Source organism: Leptothrix toolikensis (SeqCode) (assembly GCF_057922285.1).
On record NZ_JBYSVC010000019.1, the window covers coordinates 15,052 to 37,321 of the forward strand.

Consider the following 22,270-nt stretch of genomic DNA (forward strand, 5'->3'; position numbering starts at 1 on the left):
AAACTGCTTTGCCGCCGACTCAGGCCACCGCGTCAGCACTTTGGCGCTGCAACATGGCTAAAGTTCGGGCCACCGTGGCGCGCAACTCACGCCGGTCAACAATCATGTCGATGGCACCTTTACCCAGCAAAAACTCAGCGCGCTGAAAGCCTTCAGGCAGTTTCTCGCGCACGGTGTTCTCAATCACACGCGGACCCGCAAAGCCGATCAAAGCTTTGGGTTCAGCGATCACGACATCACCCACAAAGGCAAAACTGGCCGAAACCCCACCCATGGTCGGGTCCGCCAGCACGCTGATGTAGGGCAGCTTTGCCTTGGCCAGACGCGTCAATGAAGCGTTGGTCTTGGCCATCTGCATCAAGGAGAGCAGCCCTTCTTGCATGCGTGCGCCCCCGGTAGAGGTGAAGCAGATGAACGGCACTTTTTGCTCAATGGCAGTTTCGACGCCACGCACAAAGCGCTCACCCACCACCGACCCCATGGAGCCGCCCATGAATTCGAACTCGAAAGCCGCCACCACCAAGGGGATACTCATCACCGAGCCGCCCATGACAATCAGCGCATCGGTCTCACCCGTGGCTTCGAGGGCATCCTTGAGTCGATCCGGGTACTTGCGACTGTCCTTGAATTTCAAGGCATCAATAGGCAACACTTCTTGGCCGAGTTCATAACGTCCCTCACCGTCCAAAAAAGCATTGAGCCGAGCCCGCGCACCAATGCGGTGGTGATGGCTGCACTTCGGGCAGACCTGCACATTCTGCTCAAGGTCGGTCTTATAGAGCACCGTCTCACACGACGGACACTTGATCCATAGGCCTTCAGGCACCGAGCGCCGATCACTCGGATTGGTGCGCTGGATCTTGGGGGGCAGAAGCTTGTCGAGCCAACTCATGCAGTTTCTCCTTGGAGCGTATCCAAAGCCACACGGATCTCGCGGAGGAAACCGGCAGCTACCGGCACCACCCGCTCGCGCGGCTCGTTTTCAATCAGCTGGATGATACGGGAACCGATCACCACCGCATCGGAGGATTTCGCCACCGCTACCGCTGTGGCAGCGTCACGGATACCGAAGCCCACACCCACCGGCACGTTCACCTGCGCACGGATGCGCGGCACCATGCGCGCCACCGCATCGGTGTCGAGGTGACCGGCACCTGTCACGCCTTTGAGCGAAACGTAGTAGACGTAGCCGGTGGCAATGCGGCCGACATCGGCCATGCGTGCGTCGGTTGAGGTCGGCGCGAGCAAAAAGATCGCATCCATATCGGCAGCGCGCAGCCGTGCGGCAAAGACCTCGCACTCCTGCGGCGGGTAATCAACGATCAAGACACCATCGACACCCGCCGCCTTAGCGTCATCGACGAAGCGGTCCGGGCCGTAGCACTCGACCGGATTGGCGTAACCCATCAGCACCACCGGCGTGGTGGCGTCTTTCTTGCGGAAAGCGCGCACCATCGCCAACACATCGGCAGTCGAGATGTTTTTGAGCAGCGCACGCTCACTGGCACGCTGGATCACCGGGCCATCGGCCATCGGATCAGAAAAGGGCACACCAAGTTCGATCACGTCGGCGCCCGCTTCGACCATGCCGTGCATCAGCTCGACCGTGATGTCGGCGTAGGGATCACCCGCCGTCACGTACGGAATCAGGGCCTTGCGGCCTTCGGCGGCGAGACGGGCAAAGGTGGCTTGAATGCGGCTCATCAGAAGGCTCCCTTGACGCTCAGGCCTCGGCACGACGGCCGGCAATAGAACTCGGCACCCGACAAATCGGCCACCGTGCCGATATCCTTGTCGCCCCGACCGGACAGATTCACCAAGATGTGCTGGTCCGGACGCATGGTTTTGGCCAGCTGCATCGCGTAGGCCACTGCGTGGCTCGACTCCAGCGCCGGGATGATGCCTTCGATACGACATAAGTAATGAAAGGCTGCAAGGGCTTCTGTGTCGGTGATACCGACATATTCGGCCCGGCCGATGTCCTTCAAGTAGGCATGCTCGGGGCCGACGCCGGGATAGTCGAGACCGGCCGAGATCGAATGCGTCTCGGTGATCTGGCCGTTGGCATCTTGCAAGATGTAGGTGCGGTTACCGTGCAGCACGCCAGGCTTGCCGAGCTGCAACGAGGCCGAATGCTTGTTCGTGCCCATGCCCTCACCCGCCGCCTCGACACCGATCAGGCGTGTGCCTTCAAAAGGAATGTAGGGATAAAAGATGCCCATCGCATTCGAGCCACCGCCCACACAGGCAATCACCGCATCGGGCTGACGGTCGGGCGCGCCGATCATCTCGGGCATTTGCGTCAAGCATTCTTGGCCGATGATGGCTTGGAAGTCGCGCACCATCGCCGGGTACGGATGCGGTCCGGCCACGGTGCCGATGATGTAGAAGGTGTTCTCAACGTTCGTCACCCAGTCGCGCATCGCTTCGTTCAGCGCATCTTTCAAGGTCTTGCTGCCCGACTCAACCGGCACCACCTTGGCACCGAGCAGATGCATGCGGTAGACATTCGGGCTCTGGCGCTTGACATCCTCGGCACCCATATAGACCACGCATTCCAAGCCATAGCGCGCACAGATGGTCGCGGTGGCCACGCCGTGCTGGCCCGCACCAGTCTCGGCGATGACGCGCGGCTTGCCCATGCGCTTGGCCAACAGCGCTTGGCCAATCACGTTGTTGATCTTGTGCGCGCCGGTGTGATTCAGGTCTTCGCGCTTCAAGTAAATCTGCGCACCGCCCATTTCGCGGCTCATGCGGTCCGCGTGATAGATCGGGCTCGGTCGGCCCACAAAGTGCTTCAACTCACGGCGATATTCGGCCAGAAACGCTGGATCGTCACGGTAACGGTCGTAGTTAGCGCGCAATTCGTCAAGCGCGTGGCTGAGGGTTTCGGCAACGAAGCTGCCGCCGTAAACGCCGAAATGCCCACGGGCATCGGGCTGATCGTAATGAAACATGGTCTCAACCTTGTGAATCTTGGGAAGCTTGCGCAGCCTACTGAACCTGCTGAAGCTCATCGGCTTCACGCACAGCAGCGCAGAAACGGCGGATCAACGCGGGATCCTTGATGCCCTTGGCGACCTCAACGCCGGAACTGACGTCCACGGCCCAAGGGCGAACGTGCCTCACGCCATCGATCACATTGGCAGGATTCAACCCACCAGACAAAACGACCGGACGGGCCACGCCGGAAGGAATCAGCGACCAATCAAAAACCTTTCCGCCACCCCCATACCCATCGACGTGGGCATCGAGCAGCACCGCCTGCGCTGTAGAAAATTTGCGCGCGAAGTCTAACAAATCAAAATCAGCTGCCATCCGAGCGGCTCGAACATAGGGCCTCCGATAGCGCTCGCAAGCCTCTGAGGTTTCATCACCATGAAACTGCAAAAGTAGCGTTGGCAAGCGTTCGCAGGCCTCTTCGATCAAGGCTGGGCTGGCATTGACAAAAAGGCCCACGGGGGTCACAAAGGGCGGCAAATGCCGTACCAACTCAACGGCCCGATCCAGTGACACATGACGCGTGCTTTGGTCATAAAAAACAAAGCCCAAAGCATCAGCACCACTTTGGACAGCAACATCCAAGTCGGCTTCTCGGGTAATGCCACAAATCTTGATCCGGGTTCTTTGAATCATGCCAAGGCCCATAAATCTTGAAATTCAGAACCCGTTTCTGGCAAACCAAAAGACGGTTCATACCGAGGACCGATAAAATAGAGGCCATCCGGAGAAAATGTCGGTGCGGCAAGTTTTCTATCCTTTGCAACAAGAATATCTCGCATCCAATCCGGCGGCTTAACACCCGAACCAATCATCAAAAGTGAGCCCATGATATTGCGAACCATGTGATGCAAAAAAGCGGATGCTTCAAAATCAAAGAAAAGATAATTACCTCTTCTAGATATACGAATTTCTCGCAAGATCTTGATCGGTGACTTTGCTTGGCACTGCGAGGATCGAAAGGCTGAAAAATCATGCTCACCCAAGAGCATCGCCGCTGATTCACGCATGCAATCGACGTCAACGGGTTTGAAAGTCCAGCCGACGAGGCTATTTTCTATGGACGGCCGGGTCGGTGACTCGAACAAAATATATCGATACCGACGACCGATGGCTGCATTACGCGCATCAAATTTGGCATCCATCTCACGCGCCCAACGAATCGCTATATCCGATGGTAAAAAAGCATTCAACCCTCTAACCCATGAAAAAGTATCTCTACTGACACTTGAATCGAAGTGAACCACTTGATTAAGTGCATGGACACCTGCATCGGTGCGACCCGCACAAACGGTTCGATAAGCATGCTCAGTGAATTTCTCGATAGCCTCTTCGAGGCAACCTTGCACCGTCATCAATCCATCTTTTTGGATCTGCCAGCCCCGATATGCTGAGCCCCGATAGGAAACACCAAGCGCAATTCTGGATAAACTCGTCACGAACAAACCACAAAAAAGACCAATTTGCAAAAGACACCCAGTGTCTTCGCAAATTGGTCAGTAGAAAGAAGGTCAGATTCGACGCTGAATCAACCCAATGAGTCCAACATTCTCTTGGCTCTGGCTTTCAAGGTTGGATTATTGGCCTTTTCAACCACCTCCAGCAGCATGTCTCGGGCACCTTCGGTATCACCGATCTGACGGAATTCATCGGCCAGTTCGATCTTGCGCACCCACGGATTCGACTCAGCATCATCCTCAGAAGACACGCCCTTAGCGGGAGTGGCACTCGGCGGCAAGTCGAAATCAAGCGAGACAGCACCAAAATCGAGGCTGTGTGAATCATCGTTCAACGAGACGGGCTCAACGCTAGGCATCTTGGGCAACGCAGCAAAATCATCTGCGTTGAAGTCGATGCTAGAACCGCCGCCACCAAAGTTCAGCGACGAGGATGATGAAGCCTCTGTGGTCTTTTTCGGGTTAGCCGGAGGCTTCAGCGGAGCTGCGCTGCGTGGTGGCGGTGACAAAAAGTCATCGCCATCACCAATTTCGCTGGGCACGGAAATATCCAAATCAATCGAAACATCATCCTGTGCAGACGGCATGGAGCGCGACGATTGCGATGGCCCCCCATTTTGGAATCTTGATGGCGAGGGGACCACGGACTGAGGCATTGTGGTTGCGCCCAAAGGCTCACCGGCTCCCATACTTCCGCCACCCTGCGGATGACCACCAGGCTCATAGAGCGGATTTTCCGGATCAATCGAACGGCCCAATTCTTGCGCCTTGACCCACTCCTCGCCATGACCATCGGTCAAGCCATAAAGCTCGCCAGCCATGGACTCAAAGCCCTTGACATCTCGGCGCTTGGCGTAGACCTCCAGCAATTTGGAACGAATGGCCAAGCGGTCCGGTGAGGAGCGCAGGGCTTCTTTGAGGATTTCTTCAGCTTGAAGATCACGTCCATAGGCCAAATAGACATCCGCTTCAGCAACAGGATCCACATCACCGATGGCATCAATCTGACTGAGCGAGTAGCTCATGGAAGACGGTGCAGCAGCAGCATCCCGTGTATCAACCCGCTGCCCACCACTGGCACCAAAGAATGAATCCGGTTGCAAACGACTTTCTAGAAAGGACGACACCCCCGCTTCATCTTTGCTTTTACCGCGAAGCCGGTAGTACCCCAAGCCAGCAAGCAAAGCCAAGACCAACCCAGCCCCAGGCAAAACGTAGGGATTGTCAGACAAGCTATCCAACAAGGAGGGCTCACCCGCATCGCTCGCAGCGGAGGCCGGTGTACTACGGTGTGTTGCCGCGCCACTAGCTGCACTGGCTCCCCCGGTGATCACAGGGGCAGACGCTTTGGATGCCGCAAACCCACCTGCCGAAGCGGCAGCAGATGATTTTTCAGCCGGGGCCGAAGCAGAAAGCAACGCATCCGAGGCTTTTGCATTCGCCGATAAGCCACTCGATGCCGGTGTCGAAACCAGAGATGTCCCCGGTTTGGCAGCAGAAGCCACGTCACCAGAAGAGGCCGCTTCGGCCCTAAGCCGTGTCAACTCTTTCTGAGTCCGTGCAAGTTCATCGATACGGCTTGCCGTTTCACGCTGCGTCCGCTCAGCCGCCACTTTGTCCTCAGGGGTCAGAGGGGTAGAGCCCCCCTTACCCGCCGGCGATTTTTTATCGATGGTCAAACGATCCGGCGTTGTGACGGCCGCTTGACGTCGATCCTGAACCTCCGTCTGAACCTTACCCGTGGAGGTCGCTTGACGCGAAGTATCGACCTCGACAGGTGCTGGCACAGCTGCCGCTAAGCGCTGCCGATAAGCATTGAAATCCGCACTTTGCACATGGATCAATTGACGTGCCTGTGCCGGATCAATGGCCGCCACTTGGCCCTGATCTGGCATAGAGATCAGCACACCTGACTTGAGGCGATTCATATTGCCCGCCACAAAGGCTGGCGCGTTGCCACGGAAAAGACCCACCAGCATCTGCTCTAGCGAGACCCCGGACAGCATGTTGCGATGCGCAATGGCCGTCAGCGAATCACCCCGCTTAACACGGTACTCACTGGGTGATTTTGGCGTCGGAGGTGCAACGGGCTGAGTCGACCTGACCACCGGAGGTGGCGCATCGGGCACAGAAGGTGATGTCACCGGCAAACCGCTACCGCTCGGTGTGGGAGGCGTAGGTGCAACCGATGGGTCAGGTGTGCGCAAACCATTATCTTCGGGCACAGGCTGCGACAACACCGGAGCAGACGCAGCTTCCGGTGCGGAGGCTAGCGCTTCAACAACAGGCGCAGAAGCGGCTGCGGCGGGAATCTGCTCAGCTGATGCGGCAGCAGTCGGCAACAACGAGGGCGGCAGCTCCAAAGGAGCTGTCGGCGGCAAATTGGCCACACTCGGAGCCGCAAGCTGAGCCGTCGTCGCAGGCGGATCGAACAGCAAGGTGTACTCGCGCATCAACCGGCCTGTGGTCCACGACATTTCGAGGATCACGTCCACCGCAGGCTCTTGAACCACCCGGTCACTGACGATCTGCAAGTAATTCGAGCCATCAGCGCGCTTTTGCAGAGAGACCGCCGTAGCCGTTAACACGGGGTTGTAATCAATCCCAGCGACACGGTAAGAGTCTGGCGGGGCCACTCTGACTCGAAGATTGTTGGCCTCATCGGGTGTGATGCTGGTGACATCCACTTCAGCACGCAAGGACTCCCCCAAAGAGGAGTGAACCACCAGCCGGCCCAGCCCAAGGGACCACGCAGGCTGAGCCGCGCAGAACAGGGCAGTGAGTGCGGCAGCGGCAGCTAGTTCGTTCAGTGCCGAACGCGCAATTTGCTTCGGGTTAGTTTTCAAAGCGTCTCCCGTACACAGTGAAACCATTCGATTCACCGGTCCGTTGGTAGGAAAAATTCAATAAAAAACGACGAGTCTCGTTTCGAAGATAGCATCAAGCTCTCAACAGCACAAGCTTCGCCCCGAGCCAAGAACTGCGGGATAGCTTGTTGATCGACCTGCCATCCCACACCCGTTGCAAACGGGCAACAAGGATTTTCACACAGGAAAATCAATGCTCAAGAAGAATTCTGAGCATTCTGCGCAATGGTTCCGCTGCGCCCCAAAGAAGTTGATCACCAATCGTAAATGCACCCACGTACTCCGACCCCATCGCCAGCTTTCGAATGCGGCCCACAGGGATATTGAGTGTCCCTGTTACTGCAACGGGTGTGAGTCCTGCCAAGGTGGCTTCGCGGGTATTTGGAATGACCTTTGCCCACGGATTATCTTGCGCGATCAAGGCCTCGATATCGGCCACAGGGACATCCTTGCGAAGCTTGAACGTCAGTGCCTGGCTATGACAACGCATAGCACCAATACGCACACAAAAACCATCCACAGGAATAGCAGGAGCAGCAAATCCTTCACCGATGCCGAGAATCTTGTTTGTCTCAGCCATGCCTTTCCACTCCTCACGAGAGGCCCCATTGCCAAGATCCTTGTCAATCCAAGGAATCAGTGACCCGCCCAGTGGGACTCCAAAATGGGCGGTTTCTTCAGCACTAAGACCACGTTGCTTGGCAATCACCTTGCGATCAATTTCAAGAATTGCGCTCTTAGGATCATCCAACAAGGACCGAACTTCAGCGTTAAGCGTACCGTATTGAGTCAGTAACTCCCGCATGTGCTGAGCACCGCCACCTGAAGCCGCCTGATAAGTCATGGTGCTCATCCACTCGACCAAACCGGCCTTGTAGAGTGCCCCCACCCCCAACAACATGCAACTGACCGTGCAATTGCCACCGACCCAATTGCGTCCCCCGTGGGCCAATGCATCCTTGATCACGGGCATATTGACCGGATCAAGCACGATCACAGCATCAGAATTCATCCGTAACGTTGAAGCGGCATCAATCCAATGACCGTTCCAACCAGCTGCGCGCAGCTTGGGGAAAATCTCGGTCGTGTAATCCCCACCTTGGGCCGTCAGAATAATGTCACAGCGCCGCAACGCTTCAATATCGTAAGCATCCTTGAGGGTATTTTCATTGCGCGCCATAGCAGGCGCAGCGCCGCCAGCATTACTGGTCGAAAAGAAAACAGGCTCAAAATGTGAAAAATCACCTTCTTCCTTCATTCGATCCATCAGAACCGAACCCACCATTCCCCGCCAGCCAACGATACCTACGAGTTGCATTTTCATTCCTTTACAAATAATCAGAATTCTGTATCAGCCCTGAGCCACCAACGCAGCGACCACCGCGTCGCCCATCACGGCCGTGCCGACCGTTTTGGCCCCTGCTTCGGCAATATCGACCGTGCGGAAGCCTTGAGCCAGCACCGACTTGACTGCTTGTTCAATGCGATCAGCAGCAGCAGCTTGACCCAACGAGAAGCGCAGCATCATGGCGGCAGAAAGAATCGTCGCCAGCGGATTAGCGATACCTTTGCCGGCGATGTCCGGCGCACTGCCGTGACTTGGCTCGTATAGGCCCTTGTTCTGCGCATTGAGCGAGGCCGACGGCAACATGCCGATGGAGCCGGTCAGCATGGAAGCCTCATCCGAAAGGATGTCGCCGAACATATTGCCCGTCACGATCACATCGAAGCGCTTGGGTGCGCGCACCAATTGCATGGCAGCGTTATCGACGTACATGTGATCCAGTGCCACGTCGGGGTACTGCTTAGCCACTTCCGTGACGACATCCTTCCACAGCTGGAAGGTTTCGAGCACGTTGGCCTTGTCCACGCTGGTCACGCGCTTGCTACGCAAACGGGCGGCTTGGAACGCCACATGGGCGATGCGCTCAATCTCCGGGCGGCTGTAGCGCATGGTGTCGAAGGCTTCCTCAGCACCGGGGAAGTGCCCATCCACAGCGATCCGACGACCACGCGGCTGGCCGAAGTAGATATCGCCCGTCAGTTCACGGATGATCAGGATGTCGAGACCGGCCACCAGTTCGGGCTTCAGACTAGAAGCGTGTGTGAGTTGCTCGTAGCAAATCGCTGGGCGAAAGTTAGCAAATAAACCGAGGTGCTTACGCAGCCCCAGGATCGCCTGCTCCGGGCGAAGCGGGCGATCCAGGGTGTCGTACTTCCAGTCACCGACAGCACCAAACAGGATGGCATCGGCGGCCTTGGCCAGATTCAGGGTCGAGTCTGGCAGCGGATGACCACTCGCCTCATAAGCTGCACCACCGACGGGCGCTTGTTCCATTTCAAAAGAAAGATCGAGCGCCTTGAGCACCTTGACGGCTTCAGCAACGATTTCGGAACCAATGCCGTCACCCGGCAGAACTGCAATCTTCATGGTCATGGACTAGCTTGAATACAAAGGGTGGAATCAGCCGACTTGGCGATGATTGAGCCAAGGCATCTTAGCCAAGCGCTCGGCCTCGAAGGCTTTGATCTTGTCTTGGTGGCGCAAGGTCAAGCCGATATCGTCGAAGCCATTGACAAGGCAGTACTTGCGAAAGGCTTGCACCTCGAAAGCGATCTCGCTGCCGTCACCCTTGACGATGACTTGGCGCGGCAGGTCAATGGTCAGCTGATAGCCCGGAAAAGCGTGGACTTCGTCGAAGAGCTGCGCCACAACGTGCTCAGGCAATTGAATCGGCAAAAGCCCATTCTTAAAGCAGTTGTTGAAGAAGATGTCGGCAAAACTCGGGGCAATCAGAGCACGAAACCCATATTGCTCCAGCGCCCAAGGGGCATGTTCGCGGCTGGAACCACAGCCAAAGTTCTTGCGCGCTAACAGCACCGAAGCGCCGGTATAGCGCGACTGATTGAGCACAAAATCGGGATTAGGCTGGCGCACCACCGACTCTTGCCCGGGCTGGCCCACATCGAGATAGCGCCATTCATCGAATAGATTCGGACCGAAGCCGCTGCGCTTGATCGACTTCAAAAACTGCTTAGGGATGATCGCGTCGGTATCGACGTTCTCGCGGTCCATGGGGGCCACGAGCCCTTTATGTACGGTAAAGGCTTGCATGATGAGTGTGTCCTTGTACGTGTCAGGCCAAGCGGCGCACGTCGACGAAATGACCTTGCATCGCGGCCGCAGCCGCCATCGCCGGGCTGACCAAATGGGTGCGCCCCCCCGCGCCTTGACGGCCTTCAAAGTTGCGGTTGCTGGTTGAAGCACAACGCTCGCCCGGCTCCAGCCGGTCGGCATTCATGGCCAAACACATCGAACAGCCCGGCTCACGCCATTCAAAGCCAGCCGCCTTGAAGATCAGATGCAAGCCTTCCGCTTCCGCTTGGGCCTTGACCAAGCCTGAACCTGGCACCACCAAGGCCAACTTGACATTCGCAGCAATATGCCCACCGATACGACGCACCACAGCCGCAGCTTCACGCATGTCTTCGATACGGCTATTGGTGCAGGAACCAATGAAAACCTTGTCGATGCGAATATCAGCAATGGCCTTGTTCGGCTCCAAGCCCATGTATTTCAGCGCCCGCTCCATGCCATCACGCTTGTTGGCATCGCGCTCTTTATCGGGATCAGGCACGCGGTCCTCGATCGAGAGCACCATCTCAGGCGACGTTCCCCAAGTCACCTGCGGCGCAATCTGTGTGGCATCGAGCTCAACCACAGCATCGAACTGGGCATTTGCATCGGAATGCAGCGTGCGCCAATACGCTTCAGCTTGGTCAAATTCAACGCCTTGCGGGGCAAAGGGACGACCACGCACATAGTTGATGGTGTTGTCGTCCACGGCGACCAAACCAGCGCGAGCACCGGCTTCAATCGCCATGTTGCAGACCGTCATTCGGCCTTCAACACTGAGTGCGCGAATCGCTGAGCCGGCAAACTCAATCGTGTAACCCGTGCCACCCGCAGTACCGATGCGACCGATGATCGCCAACACGATGTCTTTGGCACCACAGCCAGCGGGCAAACGACCATCAACCTTGACCAAGAGATTTTTAGCCTTCTTGGCGAGCAAAGTTTGCGTGGCCAGCACATGTTCGACTTCACTCGTGCCGATGCCATGGGCCAGCGCCCCGAAGGCACCATGCGTACTGGTATGGCTATCACCGCAAACCACGGTCATACCCGGCAACGTGGCCCCCTGTTCCGGCCCCATGACATGGACGATCCCTTGGCGCTTGTCAAGAAAGGGGAAGTAAGCCGCCGCACCAAACTCTTTGATGTTGGTGTCCAGCGTGGTGATCTGCTGCCGAGAGATCGGGTCAGCAATACCGTCGTAACCAGCTTCCCAACCCGTGGTTGGGGTGTTGTGATCAGCGGTGGCCACCACTGAGCTGACACGCCAGACCTTGCGATGCGCCAAGCGCAAACCCTCAAACGCCTGTGGACTGGTGACTTCATGCACCAGATGGCGGTCGATGTAGAGCACGGCAGTGCCATCTTCTTCTGTATGGACGACATGCTCATCCCAGAGCTTGTCGTAGAGAGTGCGGCCCGTCATCGATACCTCATCTAAAAAATATGGAGTCAAAACAACGCAACGATACAAGACCAACCCAGCAAAAAGCCCTTGGTGGCTCGGTATAAACCGGGCAACACAAGGGCTTTAAGCATGTTCTGGCGGAGACGGAGGGATTCGAACCCTCGATGCACGTTTTAGCGCACATACTCCCTTAGCAGGGGAGCACCTTCGGCCTCTCGGTCACGTCTCCGAAGGATGGTGATTATAGCCTGTTTGCGCCCAGATCAAACAACTGTTTGTGGCTCATCGAGTGCGAAAGCTTTGTGAAGCGCTCGAACAGCCAATTCCATGTACTTTTCGTCGATCACGACCGAGGTTTTGATCTCGCTGGTGGTGATCATCTGGATGTTGATGCCTTCATCCGCCAACGTGCGGAACATCGTGCTGGCCACGCCAGCGTGGGAACGCATGCCGATACCCACGATTGAAACCTTGCAGATACGCGTATCGCCCACCACATCTGCCGCCCCAAGCGCCGTCACAACATCCGACTTGAGCAGCTCCATGGTTTTTTGATAATCGTTGCGATGCACCGTGAAGGAGAAATCGGTCCGACCGCCATGCGAAACGTTTTGCAGAATCACATCCACTTCGATGTTGGCATCCGCCACCGCGCCAAGAATGCGCGAGGCAATACCGGGCTTGTCGGGCACGCCGACCACGGTGATTTTGGCTTCATCGCGGTTGAAAGCGATACCTGAGACAACGGCTTGTTCCATCTTTTCATCATCCTCAAAGGTGATCAACGTACCCGAACGTGCTTCTTCGTCGATCGGGATATCCCACGGTGTGAAGCTGGACAAAACACGCAGCGGCACCCGATATTTGCCGGCAAATTCCACCGAACGGATCTGCAACACCTTGGAGCCCAAGCTGGCCATTTCGAGCATTTCCTCGAAACTGATGGTTGCCATCCGACGGGCTTCGGGCACGACGCGCGGATCGGTGGTGTAGACACCATCAACATCGGTGTAGATCAAACACTCGTGCGCCCGCATGGCCGCAGCCACCGCGACCGCCGAGGTATCTGAGCCCCCACGGCCCAGCGTTGTGATGTTGTCTTGATCATCCACGCCCTGAAAGCCCGTGATGATCGCCACCTTGCCCGCATCCAAATCGGCCCGCACACGCACGTCGTCGATGCTTTGAATACGGGCCTTGGTGTAGGAGGAGTCCGTCTTGATCGGTACTTGCCAGCCCGCGTAGCTGACCGCTTCTAGGCCTTCAGCTTGCAACGCCAGCGACAACAAACCGACCGACACCTGCTCACCTGTGGCGGCAATCATGTCGAACTCACGCGACACCGCGTCGGTATAGCGACTCGGGGCGACTTCTTTGGCCAAAGAAAGCAGCCGGTTGGTTTCGCCGCTCATGGCCGAAGGCACGACCACCATCTGGTGACCGGCTCGGGCCCACTTAGCCACGCGCTTGGCCACATTGCGAATGCGCTCGGCTGACCCCATCGAGGTACCGCCGTACTTATGAACAATCAATGCCATTGGGTGAGTCAAACAGAGTGAATCAAAAACCACATCGCCAAGAGCGCGGGATTCTACCCTTGCTCCCCAACACCAGCTTGCGGCGTGGCTGTGTGCGGGTACTCATCGCTGATCCAACGTAATTCGAATTGCGCGTCGGTCGAAGTATCGGGCCGAAACCGCGCATCCAGCCCAAGAACCGGAACAAACAGCAGTTGCCCATCCAGATACAGAAACGGCCCGACTCGGGCGGGTTCTGGAACAGCAAAGTACTGATATTGCTTTTTGATCGCTCTGGGTGGCGCAGCGGGGTGGCTTTGGAAGGTCATACCCGGCTCACGCCCACGCAGTTCAAGCACCCGCCCAAGAAGCCTTGCCGCCGACACCCCCCCTGAGGTCACCGCCACAACGGCCAGCGCCCCATGCCAATCCGGAAGGGCGTAGATACCGGGTTGCCACAGCGTCAAGGTGGTTTGGCGGGACACCTCGGCTGTAGCCAGCACTGCACCGCAATGCCAACGCAACTCACCCCGATAAAGCCGTAGCTCAAGGCGTGGCTCCGTGGCCAACACCCACCTTGCACCACTCTTGGCCGATGGCAATTCGTGCCACAGTCGCTCGATCAGTGTGGCGCGCGCAGCCACTTGGGCACCGTTGATCCGTCCCAGCCAACAACGCAATAGATTGCGCCCACGCTGCGGCCCCAAGGACTGCAATGCCGCCACATCCAAACCGCGCTCCCCCGCCAACGCCACACGCTGCTCATCCAAGGCCGCCAGCGCATCCAGACAAAAAGCGGCATCTTGCGCATGCCTAGCCACATCCGCCAACACCGTATCCACCTGCGGAAATGCCGCCTTCAAGGCGGGCCAGACCTGGAGTCGCAAGCGATTGCGGGCAAAACGTGGGTCGGTGTTGCTGTCGTCATCGATGTAACTCAAACGATGACGGCGCAGATACGACTCAATCCAGGTCCGTGGGCAGCCCAGCCACGGGCGCAGCCAGAGCAGTCCTTGACGCTCAACAGCCGCAGGCATGGCGGCCAAGCCTGCGGCTCCTGCGCCACGCAAAGCCTGCAACAAAACCGTTTCAGCCTGATCGTCGCGGTGCTGCGCCAAGATCACCGCCTTGGCACCCACCGTATGAGCGATGCGTTGCAAGGCCCCATAACGCTGCTGGCGGGCGGCAGCTTCCAGCCCGGAAGCGCTGTGGCGATCCACCGCAACCCGCACGGCATGGAACTGCAACCCAAGCCCCTCGCGCTGCCAGCGCCGACACACTGCACGGCAATGCGTCTCCCAAGCCAAGGCATGAACACTCAAGCCATGGTTGATATGGATCGCATGGATGCGAAGGGCCGAGCCTTGGGCGGCCCGGCAGATGGCGTGAAGCAAGGCGGTCGAATCCCGACCGCCGCTAAAAGCAACCGCCAGAACGCCCGCCTCAATCACCCTTTGGTGTCGTTGAAACGGCCGTAAGAGCGCAAACGCGCGTAGCGTTGGTTCAACAATTCTTGCGGCTTCAGATCCGAGACTTGGCGCAAAGCGTCATTCAAGACGCGCTTGAGGTAAGCGGCCGCTTGTTTGGGATCCCGATGAGCCCCGCCCACAGGTTCATTGACGATCTTGTCAATCAACCCCAAGGCCTTGAGTCGATGCGCCGTGATGCCCAAGGCCTCAGCGGCTTCGCTGGCACGCTCAGCGGTTTTCCAGAGGATGGAGGCACAGCCTTCGGGAGAAATCACCGAGTACACCGCGAACTGCAACATCAGCATCTGATCGCACACGCTGATGGCCAAAGCGCCCCCCGAGCCGCCTTCGCCGATGATGGTGGTGATGATCGGCACTTCGAGCTGCGCCATCTCAAAGATGTTGCGCCCAATCGCTTCCGATTGACCGCGCTCTTCAGCACCGATACCGGGATAAGCCCCCGGTGTATCTACAAAGGTAAAGACAGGCAGGCCAAATTTCTCAGCCAATTTCATCAGTCGCAAGGCTTTGCGATAGCCCTCCGGGCGACACATACCAAAATTACGTACAGCACGCTCTTTGGTATCCCGGCCCTTTTGGTGTCCGATCACCATGCAGGCCTGACCATTGAAACGCGCTAAACCACCGACGATGGAGAGATCGTCCGCGAAGGAGCGATCGCCGTGCAACTCTTGAAAATCCGTAAAGATCTCGTTGATGTAATCCAAGGTGTACGGCCGCTGCGGATGACGCGCAATCAGCGTCATCTGCCAAGGCGTCAGCGTGGCGTAGATATCCTTGGCCAGCTGTTGGCTCTTTTTCGATAGTCGATCAATCTCCTCGGAGATATCCACCGACGACTCGTTTTGCACATAGCGCAATTCGTCGATCTTGGATTCGAGCTCAGCAATCGGATGCTCGAAGTCGAGAAAGTGTCGTTTGCTCATCGGTTTCTTCCTTTACAGGCTCTTCGGACGCGCTAGTCTACGTCCAGTGTGTCAGCACGCGGCGGGCATCGGATCAAGACTACGCCACAAATACCACGTCGCCACGGATCGAAATGGGGCCCATGCCTCGCCCACTTCCCGCGCTTCAGCACGCGAAACAGGCTCGCCGCTAAAGTAATTGAGGCTGATGCCCTTGATCAGCCCAGCATCGTCCAAGGGCAGGACATTGGGGCGCATCAAATGAAAAATCAACAACATGTCGGCCGTCCACTGCCCCACCCCTCGGATGGCCACCAACTCTTCAACGATCTTGGCGTCACTCATCTCAGGCCAAGCCGATTCATGCACCGAACCGTCCGCAAAATGGCGGGCGAGATCAAGCAAATACTCGCTCTTGCGAGCGGATAGGCCCACGGTACGCAAGTCAGGCACCGACTTTGACAGCACCCATTCGGGTGAGATGCAGCAGGATTCCCCCGCCATCAACACCACAAAACGTGCCCAAACCGACTGAGCAGTACGCAGTGCGATTTGCTGGCTGATGATGGAGCGCGCCAAGGTGGTGAACGCATCGCGCCGACTGCGAGGACGCGCCTGACCAAACAAGGGAATCAGCTTGCTCATGACGCGGTCACGCAGCGTCAGGTGCCGACAGGCTTCATCCCAATAGGCGGGCGTCACCCAGTCCTGCTGGGGCTCCATCACCATCAATTTCAGCAAGGCAATCTCTCCCTCTCTAGCCACGCACCCAGGTCGTCCCGGCTGGCGTGTCTTTGAGAAGAATGCCTCGTTCGGCCAAAGTGGCACGGATCTGATCGGCTTGCGCAAAATTGCGGGCTATTTTTGCGTCTTTGCGCGCCTGAATCTGGGCCTCGATCCACACGGTGAAATCGGCATCATCAGCACCACCTCCCGCATGAGCAGCCTGAAGAAATTCACGCGGCGGCTGTTGCAGCAAACCCAGCACAGCACCCAATTGACGCAGCCATAACGCCGATTCAGCACTGTGGCTACGATTGACGTCCGCAGCCAAATCGAACAAAACCGACACCGCCATAGCGGTGTTGAAGTCTTCGTCCATCGCCTCTTTGAAACGCCGAGCAAACGGAAGAGCCCAATCCACGGGCCCATGCGCAGCTGGATCAAGAACAACACCATCCAAGGCGGTATAGAGCCGTTTGAGCGCATTGCGCGCATCCGTCAACCCTTCCGAGCTGTAGTTGAACGGGCTGCGGTAATGGGTCCGAAGCATGAAGAAGCGGATCGTTTCACCGTCAAAGTGCTGCAAAACGTCACGAATGGTGAAAAAGTTGCCGAGTGATTTCGACATCTTTTCGTTGTCCACATTCAGGAAACCGTTGTGCATCCAAACCTTGGCAAAAGGCTGACCGCTCGCGCCTTCACTCTGGGCGATCTCGTTTTCGTGGTGCGGAAACTGAAGATCTAGGCCTCCACCATGAATATCGAAGGTCTCCCCGAGCAGGGCGCAGCTCATGGCCGAGCACTCGATGTGCCAGCCAGGACGCCCCGGGCCAAAGGGCGACGCATAGCGCGCATCCATCGGCTCTTCCGGCTTGGCAGCTTTCCAGAGCACAAAGTCCAGCGGATCCTCTTTACCTTCAGCCACCGCCACCCGCTCACCCGCACGCAGCTGATCCAAGGACTTGCCAGAAAGCTTGCCGTAGCCCTCAAAACGCCGCACGGCGTAGTTCACATCACCGCTGGGTGTCCTATAGGCCAGACCGCGCTGCTCAAGCCGATCAATCATGGTCAACATCTGCGGCACGTAGTCGGTGGCACGCGGCTCATGGGTCGGCGGCTCAATGCCCAAGGCAGCAATATCACGATGCATCGCCTCGGTCATCTCATCCGTGAGTGCTCGCAAAGTGATACCCCGCTCGGTCGCACGGCGGATGATCTTGTCGTCGATGTCCGTGATGTTGCGAACGTAAGTCACGTGGTAACCGCTGGCTCGTAACCAACGCGTCACGACATCAAAGGCCATCATCATGCGTGCATGGCCCACATGACAGAGGTCATAAATGGTCATGCCGCAAACATAGAGCCTGACATGAGCAGGCTCTATGGGTTCGAAATCAATCAGGGTCCGGCTAAGGCTGTTATGGATGCGCAACGTCATCGGAGGATCAAGAATCAGGATGGTCGAGGGACCGGGAACGGGGAAGCCAGCAAGGGACGCTCCCATACAATCGTTTCAGTATAGCCCTGCTCACCTGCGGGTCCACCCATCAGCGACTCGATGCGTTTCCACCCGACTTCAGCCCGGCCACACCCCTATCGGACAAGACCAGCCACCCAAAGTGGTCGCTTGTTCGCTGCTTTGCAACATCGCTGGGCACCCGTTCTGGCGGTCTTTGCACTGCTGTGTAGCATCGCTCTGCCCTCGGCTGGGGCCGACAGCCCAGCGCCCAGCGCCACAACCACGACCGCCCCCACCACCGATACCAGCAGCTTGCATTTTCGTCAGGCGGTGATGCTGGTTGAGCAGCAACGCCATGAATCTGCACTGGCCCTCTTCGAGAGTCTGGCCGACCAGCCTCAAGTGCCCATTGAGGTTCTCAACAACATGGCGGTGATCTATGCCCAGCAAGGACGCTATACCCTGGCTCGTTCTATCTTTGAACAAGCCTTACGCCATGATCCGGTCTATGCAGCGGTCTACGACAACCTTCTCACGGTGCATGGGCTGTTGGCACGTCAGGCCTATGCGCGCGCGCTTGTGCTCGATACGGCCACCCAAGCACAACCCGTCTCCATGAACCTGATTCGCACGTGGACCCCCCCAGCGACAGGATCTGCCACCCCTGTCGAAGCACCGATGCTGCCGGTATCCATGCCACCCGATGACCACAGCGAAGCGTCGATGACCACAGCATCCAGCCCCGCAGACGCAGCTCCGCCCCCGCTAACGTCACCGCTACCGGCCCCTTCCGCGATGATGAAAATTCAAGCCGCCCTTGGTCTCGTGGGGCCCCGATCTGAGGTGATCACCGTGGTGCTCATCATCATCCTCATGCTGATTGCGGCCACCGCTGCCACCGCTGCTGTACGAACGGTGTCTTCGCGTGCCAACCCGGCCGACACGCCCAGCGATGCGGCATCGGCATCGGCATCGGCATCGGCATCGGGACAAGACAGCACGGATGACGGCCCGATGTTGCCCCTGTCGGCACCCGAAGCGCGGTTGATCGAAATCTATCGGCTCATCGGCCAAGCCAAGATTCGAGAAGCTCTTGGGCGGGCTGAAACCTTGGTACGCGATTTACCCCAATTCCACTTGGGGCAGCTGGTCTACGGTGACTTATTGATGGCACAAACCGCGCGCTTGGGCCCAGATGGCCGACTGAATCGCCCCACGGGTCAAGGCCCAGGCACGACCGAAGCCCTGGCCCAACTTGAGCTGGAAGCGGCTCGCCGCCTCCAAGCGCTGCGAGAGCCTCCGCCACCGGGCACCATCCCGCGCCAGCTCTTGCTCATTGCACCGAAAGTCCGCTTTGTCGTCGCCGTCGATGCCTCGCGCTCACGGCTTTACTTGCTCGAAAACAAAGCCAGTGGCCTGACCTTGGTGTCACATCGTTATGTTTCTATCGGCCGCAATGGGGTGGACAAGTGGGCCGAAGGCGATCAGCGAACCCCTTTGGGCGTTTATGACATCACTGAAAAGATAAGTGCCGACAAGCTCACCGATCTGTATGGTGCGGGGGCTCTGCCGATCAACTTCCCCAATGAATACGATCAACGGGTCGGCCGATCAGGCCGAGGTATCTGGCTGCATGGTGTCCCAAAAACAGACTATGTAAGAGCTCCCCAATCCTCTAACGGCTGCATTGTTCTCGCCAACGATGACATGCGGCAGATCCTGCGTGATCTTGTGCCCATGAATACACCCGTGGTGGTTGCAGAGCACTTGGAGTGGATTCAATCTTTAGCCCTTGAGGGCGCCCGAGACAATGCTGTTCATTTGCTTAATCAGTGGAATGACATGCGTTATGGGGGCGACATACAACAGCTGATGGTTTTGTATTCAAAACAATTCTGGAATGGCACCGATGATTTCAATGCCTTGAAAATAAAGCTCAGCAAGGATCCACAAAGACAAGCAGTGCCATGGAAAGACCGTGGCCTGAGTGATGTATCCATCATGGCTTGGCGAGATCGCTATGAAATTCTCGTGGTGACATTCACTGAAACAAATCCATCGGGTGCGGATAAAAACAAAAAAACCACCAAAAGGCAATATTGGGTGCTTGAAGGTGGTCAGTGGAAAATCTTTTACGAAGGCGTCATTGCATGAACAACCTCTTCTCATTCACAGCATTCAAAGCGCAGGCAGCGCTTGCCATCGCTCTGACCCTCAGCGCTGCGTCCCCAGCAGCTTGGGCTGAAAACGTGCGGTTAAGCACCAGCATGGGTGATGTGGTCATCGAACTCGACAGCAAGAATGCACCTATATCGACCAAGAATTTTGTCGAATATGTCAAAGCCGGCCACTACGATGGCACCATTTTTCATCGGGTGATTGAAAGCTTCATGATCCAAGGGGGTGGTTTCACCGCTGACATGCAGCAAAAACCCACCCGGCCACCCATTGCGCTTGAAAGCAAAAATGGCCTGAAAAACACCCGGGGCACCGTGGCCATGGCGCGCACCAATGTGCCTGATTCAGCCACATCGCAGTTTTTTATCAACGTGACCGATAACGCTTTTCTCGATCAAGCCAATTCGCGCGACGGTACTGGATACGCCGTTTTCGGCAAGGTGATCGATGGTATGGCGGTTGTGGATAAAATCCGCGCCGTGCCCACCACACGTCGTGGTATGCAAGGCGATGTGCCCGTGCAGGCCGTAACCATCAACAAAGCCACTTTGGAGAAATAAATGACTCAAAAAATCGTCGAACTGAATACCTCTGCCGGTCTGATCAAGATTGAACTCGATGGCGCGAAGGCTCCTCTTTGCACCGAAAACTTCCTGCGCTATGTCGCGTCCGGTCATTACGCCGGCACGATCTTTCACCGCGTCATCAAGGGTTTTATGGTTCAAGGCGGTGGTTTCACGGCGGACATGAAGCAAAAGCCCTCGCTGGCCCCCATCAAGAATGAAGCCAACAACGGCCTGAAAAACAACCACTACACCTTGGCGATGGCCCGCACCAGCGACCCGCATTCGGCTTCGTCGCAGTTCTTTATCAACACGACCAACAACGACTTCCTGAACTTCAAGTCGGAGTCGGCTCAAGGCTGGGGCTACGCCGTCTTTGGCAAAGTCATCGCGGGTCAAGACGTGGTGGACAAGATCGAAGGCGTCAAGACCGGCCGCAGCGGTCATTTTGATGATGTCCCGCGTGAAGCCGTGACCATCCTCAGCGCCACCTTGGTGGGCTGATTGGTCAATTCTTAGTCTTCGATCCCGCGCTGCGCTGGCACACCGGCGTCGAAGTGATGCTTGATCGGCGTCATTTCCGTCACCGTGTCGGCCAGTGCGACCAACTCCTCGGGGGCACCGCGTCCCGTCAGCACCACGTGGACGTGGCTCGGACGCTCCCGCAGGCAAGCCAGCACATCGTCCAGCGCCAGCCAGCCGAAGCGGATGGGATACATGATCTCGTCGAGCACCACCAAAAAGTGCTCACCCGCCCGGATCAGCGCCGCTGCGCGCGCCCAGCCGTCCCGGGCCAACTGGGCTGAATGCTCCAAGTCCTTGCTCTTCCAGCTGAAGCCATCCCCCAAGCCTTCGATCGGCAAGCCAATTTTCTCGAAGAGCCGGTGCTCGCCAAAACGCGCGCTGGGCACCTTCATGAACTGGTAGATATGCACCGCTTTGCCTCGGCCAAAAGCCCGCAGCGCCAAGCCAAAAGCGGCTGTACTTTTGCCCTTACCGTCGCCGGTGTGAACGATGATCAAGCCGCGCCGCTCGCCCTCGGGTTGGGGGCGGCCAGCGTCGGTGGGGGGGGATTCGATCTGCATGAACAAAAGCTCCGTCGGATTCAGAAAGAGAGTCAGGGGTGGATCGGTTGCAAAAGTTGCTTGAGCACGCCCGCTTCGACGTGCTGATCGAGAAAATCGGCCAAGCCGTCAAAAACGGCGTCCAAGGTGCGGCATCCTGCCCCAAAAAGGGCTTGGAGCACCTCGGGGGACTCAAAAAGCCCGTGGGCGTAGAGCCCTAACACGCTCCCCTGCTGCCAGCCAATGACCTCGCCTTCGGCGTTGTGTAGCGCCGCCAAACCCGGGGTCATGGCCGGATGCAAGGTGGTGCGGCCGTGGCGGATTTCGTAGCCGTTAAACGTCAACCCAGCCAAAGCCGCCCATGGGCCTTGCAAGGCCGCAAAAGTGCTGCGACCCGGACGCAAAAGCTTCTGCGGCTCAAAGCGCGTCACCAGCGGCAGCAAGCCCAAACCCGGACCGTTGGCGTCCACGTTCAGACCCACGGATGTCGCCTCGACGCCCTC

General features: G+C 57.4%; 19 protein-coding genes, 1 tRNA gene and 1 pseudogene. 3 read left to right on the top strand and 18 right to left on the bottom strand.

All coding sequences use genetic code 11. The features are described from left to right. Positions 1-19: 19 nt before the first annotated feature. From accD to cysS, 16 genes are all read right to left on the bottom strand, one after another. The gene (accD, locus tag AC3VI7_RS04810) at positions 20-892 is read right to left on the bottom strand and encodes an acetyl-CoA carboxylase, carboxyltransferase subunit beta (protein WP_489667514.1); all 873 of its coding nucleotides are present in this window, start codon (positions 890-892) and stop codon (positions 20-22) included. Continuing rightward, entirely contained in the window at positions 889-1,704 is an 816-nt protein-coding gene (gene trpA, locus AC3VI7_RS04815) for a tryptophan synthase subunit alpha (RefSeq protein WP_489667515.1), read from the bottom strand. Before trpA ends, accD begins: the two co-directional genes overlap by 4 nt. Further along, positions 1,704-2,957 carry a tryptophan synthase subunit beta gene (gene trpB, locus AC3VI7_RS04820; RefSeq protein WP_489667516.1) on the bottom strand — a complete coding sequence of 418 codons (1,254 nt, stop codon included), beginning with the start codon at positions 2,955-2,957 and terminating at the stop codon, positions 1,704-1,706. Before trpB ends, trpA begins: the two co-directional genes overlap by 1 nt. A 37-nt stretch (positions 2,958-2,994) precedes the next feature. After that, complete coding sequence (locus AC3VI7_RS04825) at positions 2,995-3,636, bottom strand: phosphoribosylanthranilate isomerase (RefSeq protein WP_489667517.1); 642 nt, start codon at positions 3,634-3,636, stop codon at positions 2,995-2,997. After that, positions 3,633-4,439, bottom strand: coding sequence for a tRNA pseudouridine(38-40) synthase TruA (gene truA, locus AC3VI7_RS04830; protein WP_489667518.1), 807 nt, complete (start codon positions 4,437-4,439; stop codon positions 3,633-3,635). The genes AC3VI7_RS04825 and truA overlap by 4 nt, the downstream gene beginning before the upstream one ends. A gap of 89 nt (positions 4,440-4,528) precedes the next feature. After that, the gene (locus AC3VI7_RS04835) at positions 4,529-7,303 is read right to left on the bottom strand and encodes a FimV/HubP family polar landmark protein (RefSeq protein WP_489667519.1); all 2,775 of its coding nucleotides are present in this window, start codon (positions 7,301-7,303) and stop codon (positions 4,529-4,531) included. A 211-nt stretch (positions 7,304-7,514) separates the two neighbouring features. After that, positions 7,515-8,642 (bottom strand): aspartate-semialdehyde dehydrogenase, encoded by a 1,128-nt coding sequence (gene asd / locus AC3VI7_RS04840; RefSeq protein ID WP_489667520.1) that lies wholly within the window; start codon positions 8,640-8,642, stop codon positions 7,515-7,517. A gap of 33 nt (positions 8,643-8,675) precedes the next feature. Beyond that, on the bottom strand, positions 8,676-9,755 hold the full coding sequence (gene leuB / locus AC3VI7_RS04845; protein WP_489667521.1) for a 3-isopropylmalate dehydrogenase: 1,080 nt from the start codon (positions 9,753-9,755) through the stop codon (positions 8,676-8,678). 33 nt (positions 9,756-9,788) lie between these two features. Further along, positions 9,789-10,439 (bottom strand): 3-isopropylmalate dehydratase small subunit, encoded by a 651-nt coding sequence (gene leuD, locus AC3VI7_RS04850; RefSeq protein WP_489667522.1) that lies wholly within the window; start codon positions 10,437-10,439, stop codon positions 9,789-9,791. Between the two features lie 22 nt (positions 10,440-10,461). Then, complete coding sequence (gene leuC / locus AC3VI7_RS04855; RefSeq protein ID WP_489667523.1) at positions 10,462-11,886, bottom strand: 3-isopropylmalate dehydratase large subunit; 1,425 nt, start codon at positions 11,884-11,886, stop codon at positions 10,462-10,464. A gap of 117 nt (positions 11,887-12,003) precedes the next feature. Next, positions 12,004-12,097 (bottom strand) — tRNA-Ser (locus tag AC3VI7_RS04860). Between the two features lie 34 nt (positions 12,098-12,131). Continuing rightward, positions 12,132-13,406 carry an aspartate kinase gene (locus tag AC3VI7_RS04865; protein ID WP_489667524.1) on the bottom strand — a complete coding sequence of 425 codons (1,275 nt, stop codon included), beginning with the start codon at positions 13,404-13,406 and terminating at the stop codon, positions 12,132-12,134. A 53-nt stretch (positions 13,407-13,459) separates the two neighbouring features. Further along, positions 13,460-14,836 (bottom strand): tRNA lysidine(34) synthetase TilS, encoded by a 1,377-nt coding sequence (gene tilS, locus AC3VI7_RS04870; protein WP_489667525.1) that lies wholly within the window; start codon positions 14,834-14,836, stop codon positions 13,460-13,462. After that, positions 14,833-15,801: an acetyl-CoA carboxylase carboxyltransferase subunit alpha gene (locus AC3VI7_RS04875; RefSeq protein WP_489667526.1), complete on the bottom strand. Its 969-nt coding sequence runs from the start codon at positions 15,799-15,801 to the stop codon at positions 14,833-14,835. The genes tilS and AC3VI7_RS04875 overlap by 4 nt, the downstream gene beginning before the upstream one ends. 51 nt (positions 15,802-15,852) lie before the next feature. Then, complete coding sequence (locus AC3VI7_RS04880; RefSeq protein WP_489667717.1) at positions 15,853-16,509, bottom strand: DNA-3-methyladenine glycosylase family protein; 657 nt, start codon at positions 16,507-16,509, stop codon at positions 15,853-15,855. 28 nt (positions 16,510-16,537) lie between these two features. Beyond that, the gene (cysS, locus tag AC3VI7_RS04885) at positions 16,538-17,941 is read right to left on the bottom strand and encodes a cysteine--tRNA ligase (RefSeq protein ID WP_489667527.1); all 1,404 of its coding nucleotides are present in this window, start codon (positions 17,939-17,941) and stop codon (positions 16,538-16,540) included. Between the two features lie 189 nt (positions 17,942-18,130). Between cysS and AC3VI7_RS04890 the strand changes: the two genes are divergently transcribed. From AC3VI7_RS04890 to AC3VI7_RS04900, 3 genes are read left to right on the top strand one after another with little or no spacing between them, the layout of a single operon-like run. Continuing rightward, positions 18,131-20,116, top strand: a complete 1,986-nt coding sequence (locus AC3VI7_RS04890; RefSeq protein WP_489671410.1) for a L,D-transpeptidase family protein — start codon at positions 18,131-18,133, stop codon at positions 20,114-20,116. Next, a complete protein-coding gene (locus AC3VI7_RS04895; RefSeq protein ID WP_489667529.1) occupies positions 20,113-20,700 on the top strand; it encodes a peptidylprolyl isomerase in 588 nt (195 codons plus the stop codon). The genes AC3VI7_RS04890 and AC3VI7_RS04895 overlap by 4 nt, the downstream gene beginning before the upstream one ends. Next, positions 20,701-21,207 carry a peptidylprolyl isomerase gene (locus AC3VI7_RS04900; RefSeq protein WP_489667530.1) on the top strand — a complete coding sequence of 169 codons (507 nt, stop codon included), beginning with the start codon at positions 20,701-20,703 and terminating at the stop codon, positions 21,205-21,207. Positions 21,208-21,218: 11 nt separating this feature from the next. Here AC3VI7_RS04900 and cobO read toward each other — a convergent pair whose 3' ends face one another. Together cobO and AC3VI7_RS04910 are read right to left on the bottom strand one after the other, a co-directional pair. Then, on the bottom strand, positions 21,219-21,788 hold the full coding sequence (gene cobO, locus AC3VI7_RS04905) for a cob(I)yrinic acid a,c-diamide adenosyltransferase (protein WP_489667531.1): 570 nt from the start codon (positions 21,786-21,788) through the stop codon (positions 21,219-21,221). A 32-nt stretch (positions 21,789-21,820) separates the two neighbouring features. Next, positions 21,821-22,270: pseudogene (locus AC3VI7_RS04910) on the bottom strand (cobyric acid synthase); the annotation flags it as partial.

Excerpts from the sequence above, each read along its gene's own strand:
- asd (WP_489667520.1), bottom strand. The coding sequence starts at position 8,642 with ATGCAACTCGTAGGTATCGTTGGCTGGCGGGGAATGGTGGGTTCGGTT.
- AC3VI7_RS04825 (WP_489667517.1), bottom strand. The coding sequence starts at position 3,636 with ATGATTCAAAGAACCCGGATCAAGATTTGTGGCATTACCCGAGAAGCC.
- cobO (WP_489667531.1), bottom strand. The coding sequence starts at position 21,788 with ATGCAGATCGAATCCCCCCCCACCGACGCTGGCCGCCCCCAACCCGAG.
- leuD (WP_489667522.1), bottom strand. The coding sequence starts at position 10,439 with ATGCAAGCCTTTACCGTACATAAAGGGCTCGTGGCCCCCATGGACCGC.
- leuB (WP_489667521.1), bottom strand. The coding sequence starts at position 9,755 with ATGAAGATTGCAGTTCTGCCGGGTGACGGCATTGGTTCCGAAATCGTT.
- trpB (WP_489667516.1), bottom strand. The coding sequence starts at position 2,957 with ATGTTTCATTACGATCAGCCCGATGCCCGTGGGCATTTCGGCGTTTAC.
- AC3VI7_RS04895 (WP_489667529.1), top strand. The coding sequence starts at position 20,113 with ATGAACAACCTCTTCTCATTCACAGCATTCAAAGCGCAGGCAGCGCTT.
- accD (WP_489667514.1), bottom strand. The coding sequence starts at position 892 with ATGAGTTGGCTCGACAAGCTTCTGCCCCCCAAGATCCAGCGCACCAAT.
- trpA (WP_489667515.1), bottom strand. The coding sequence starts at position 1,704 with ATGAGCCGCATTCAAGCCACCTTTGCCCGTCTCGCCGCCGAAGGCCGC.
- AC3VI7_RS04865 (WP_489667524.1), bottom strand. The coding sequence starts at position 13,406 with ATGGCATTGATTGTTCATAAGTACGGCGGTACCTCGATGGGGTCAGCC.
- leuC (WP_489667523.1), bottom strand. The coding sequence starts at position 11,886 with ATGACGGGCCGCACTCTCTACGACAAGCTCTGGGATGAGCATGTCGTC.
- cysS (WP_489667527.1), bottom strand. The coding sequence starts at position 17,941 with ATGACGTTGCGCATCCATAACAGCCTTAGCCGGACCCTGATTGATTTC.
- AC3VI7_RS04880 (WP_489667717.1), bottom strand. The coding sequence starts at position 16,509 with ATGGTGATGGAGCCCCAGCAGGACTGGGTGACGCCCGCCTATTGGGAT.
- AC3VI7_RS04875 (WP_489667526.1), bottom strand. The coding sequence starts at position 15,801 with ATGAGCAAACGACACTTTCTCGACTTCGAGCATCCGATTGCTGAGCTC.
- AC3VI7_RS04900 (WP_489667530.1), top strand. The coding sequence starts at position 20,701 with ATGACTCAAAAAATCGTCGAACTGAATACCTCTGCCGGTCTGATCAAG.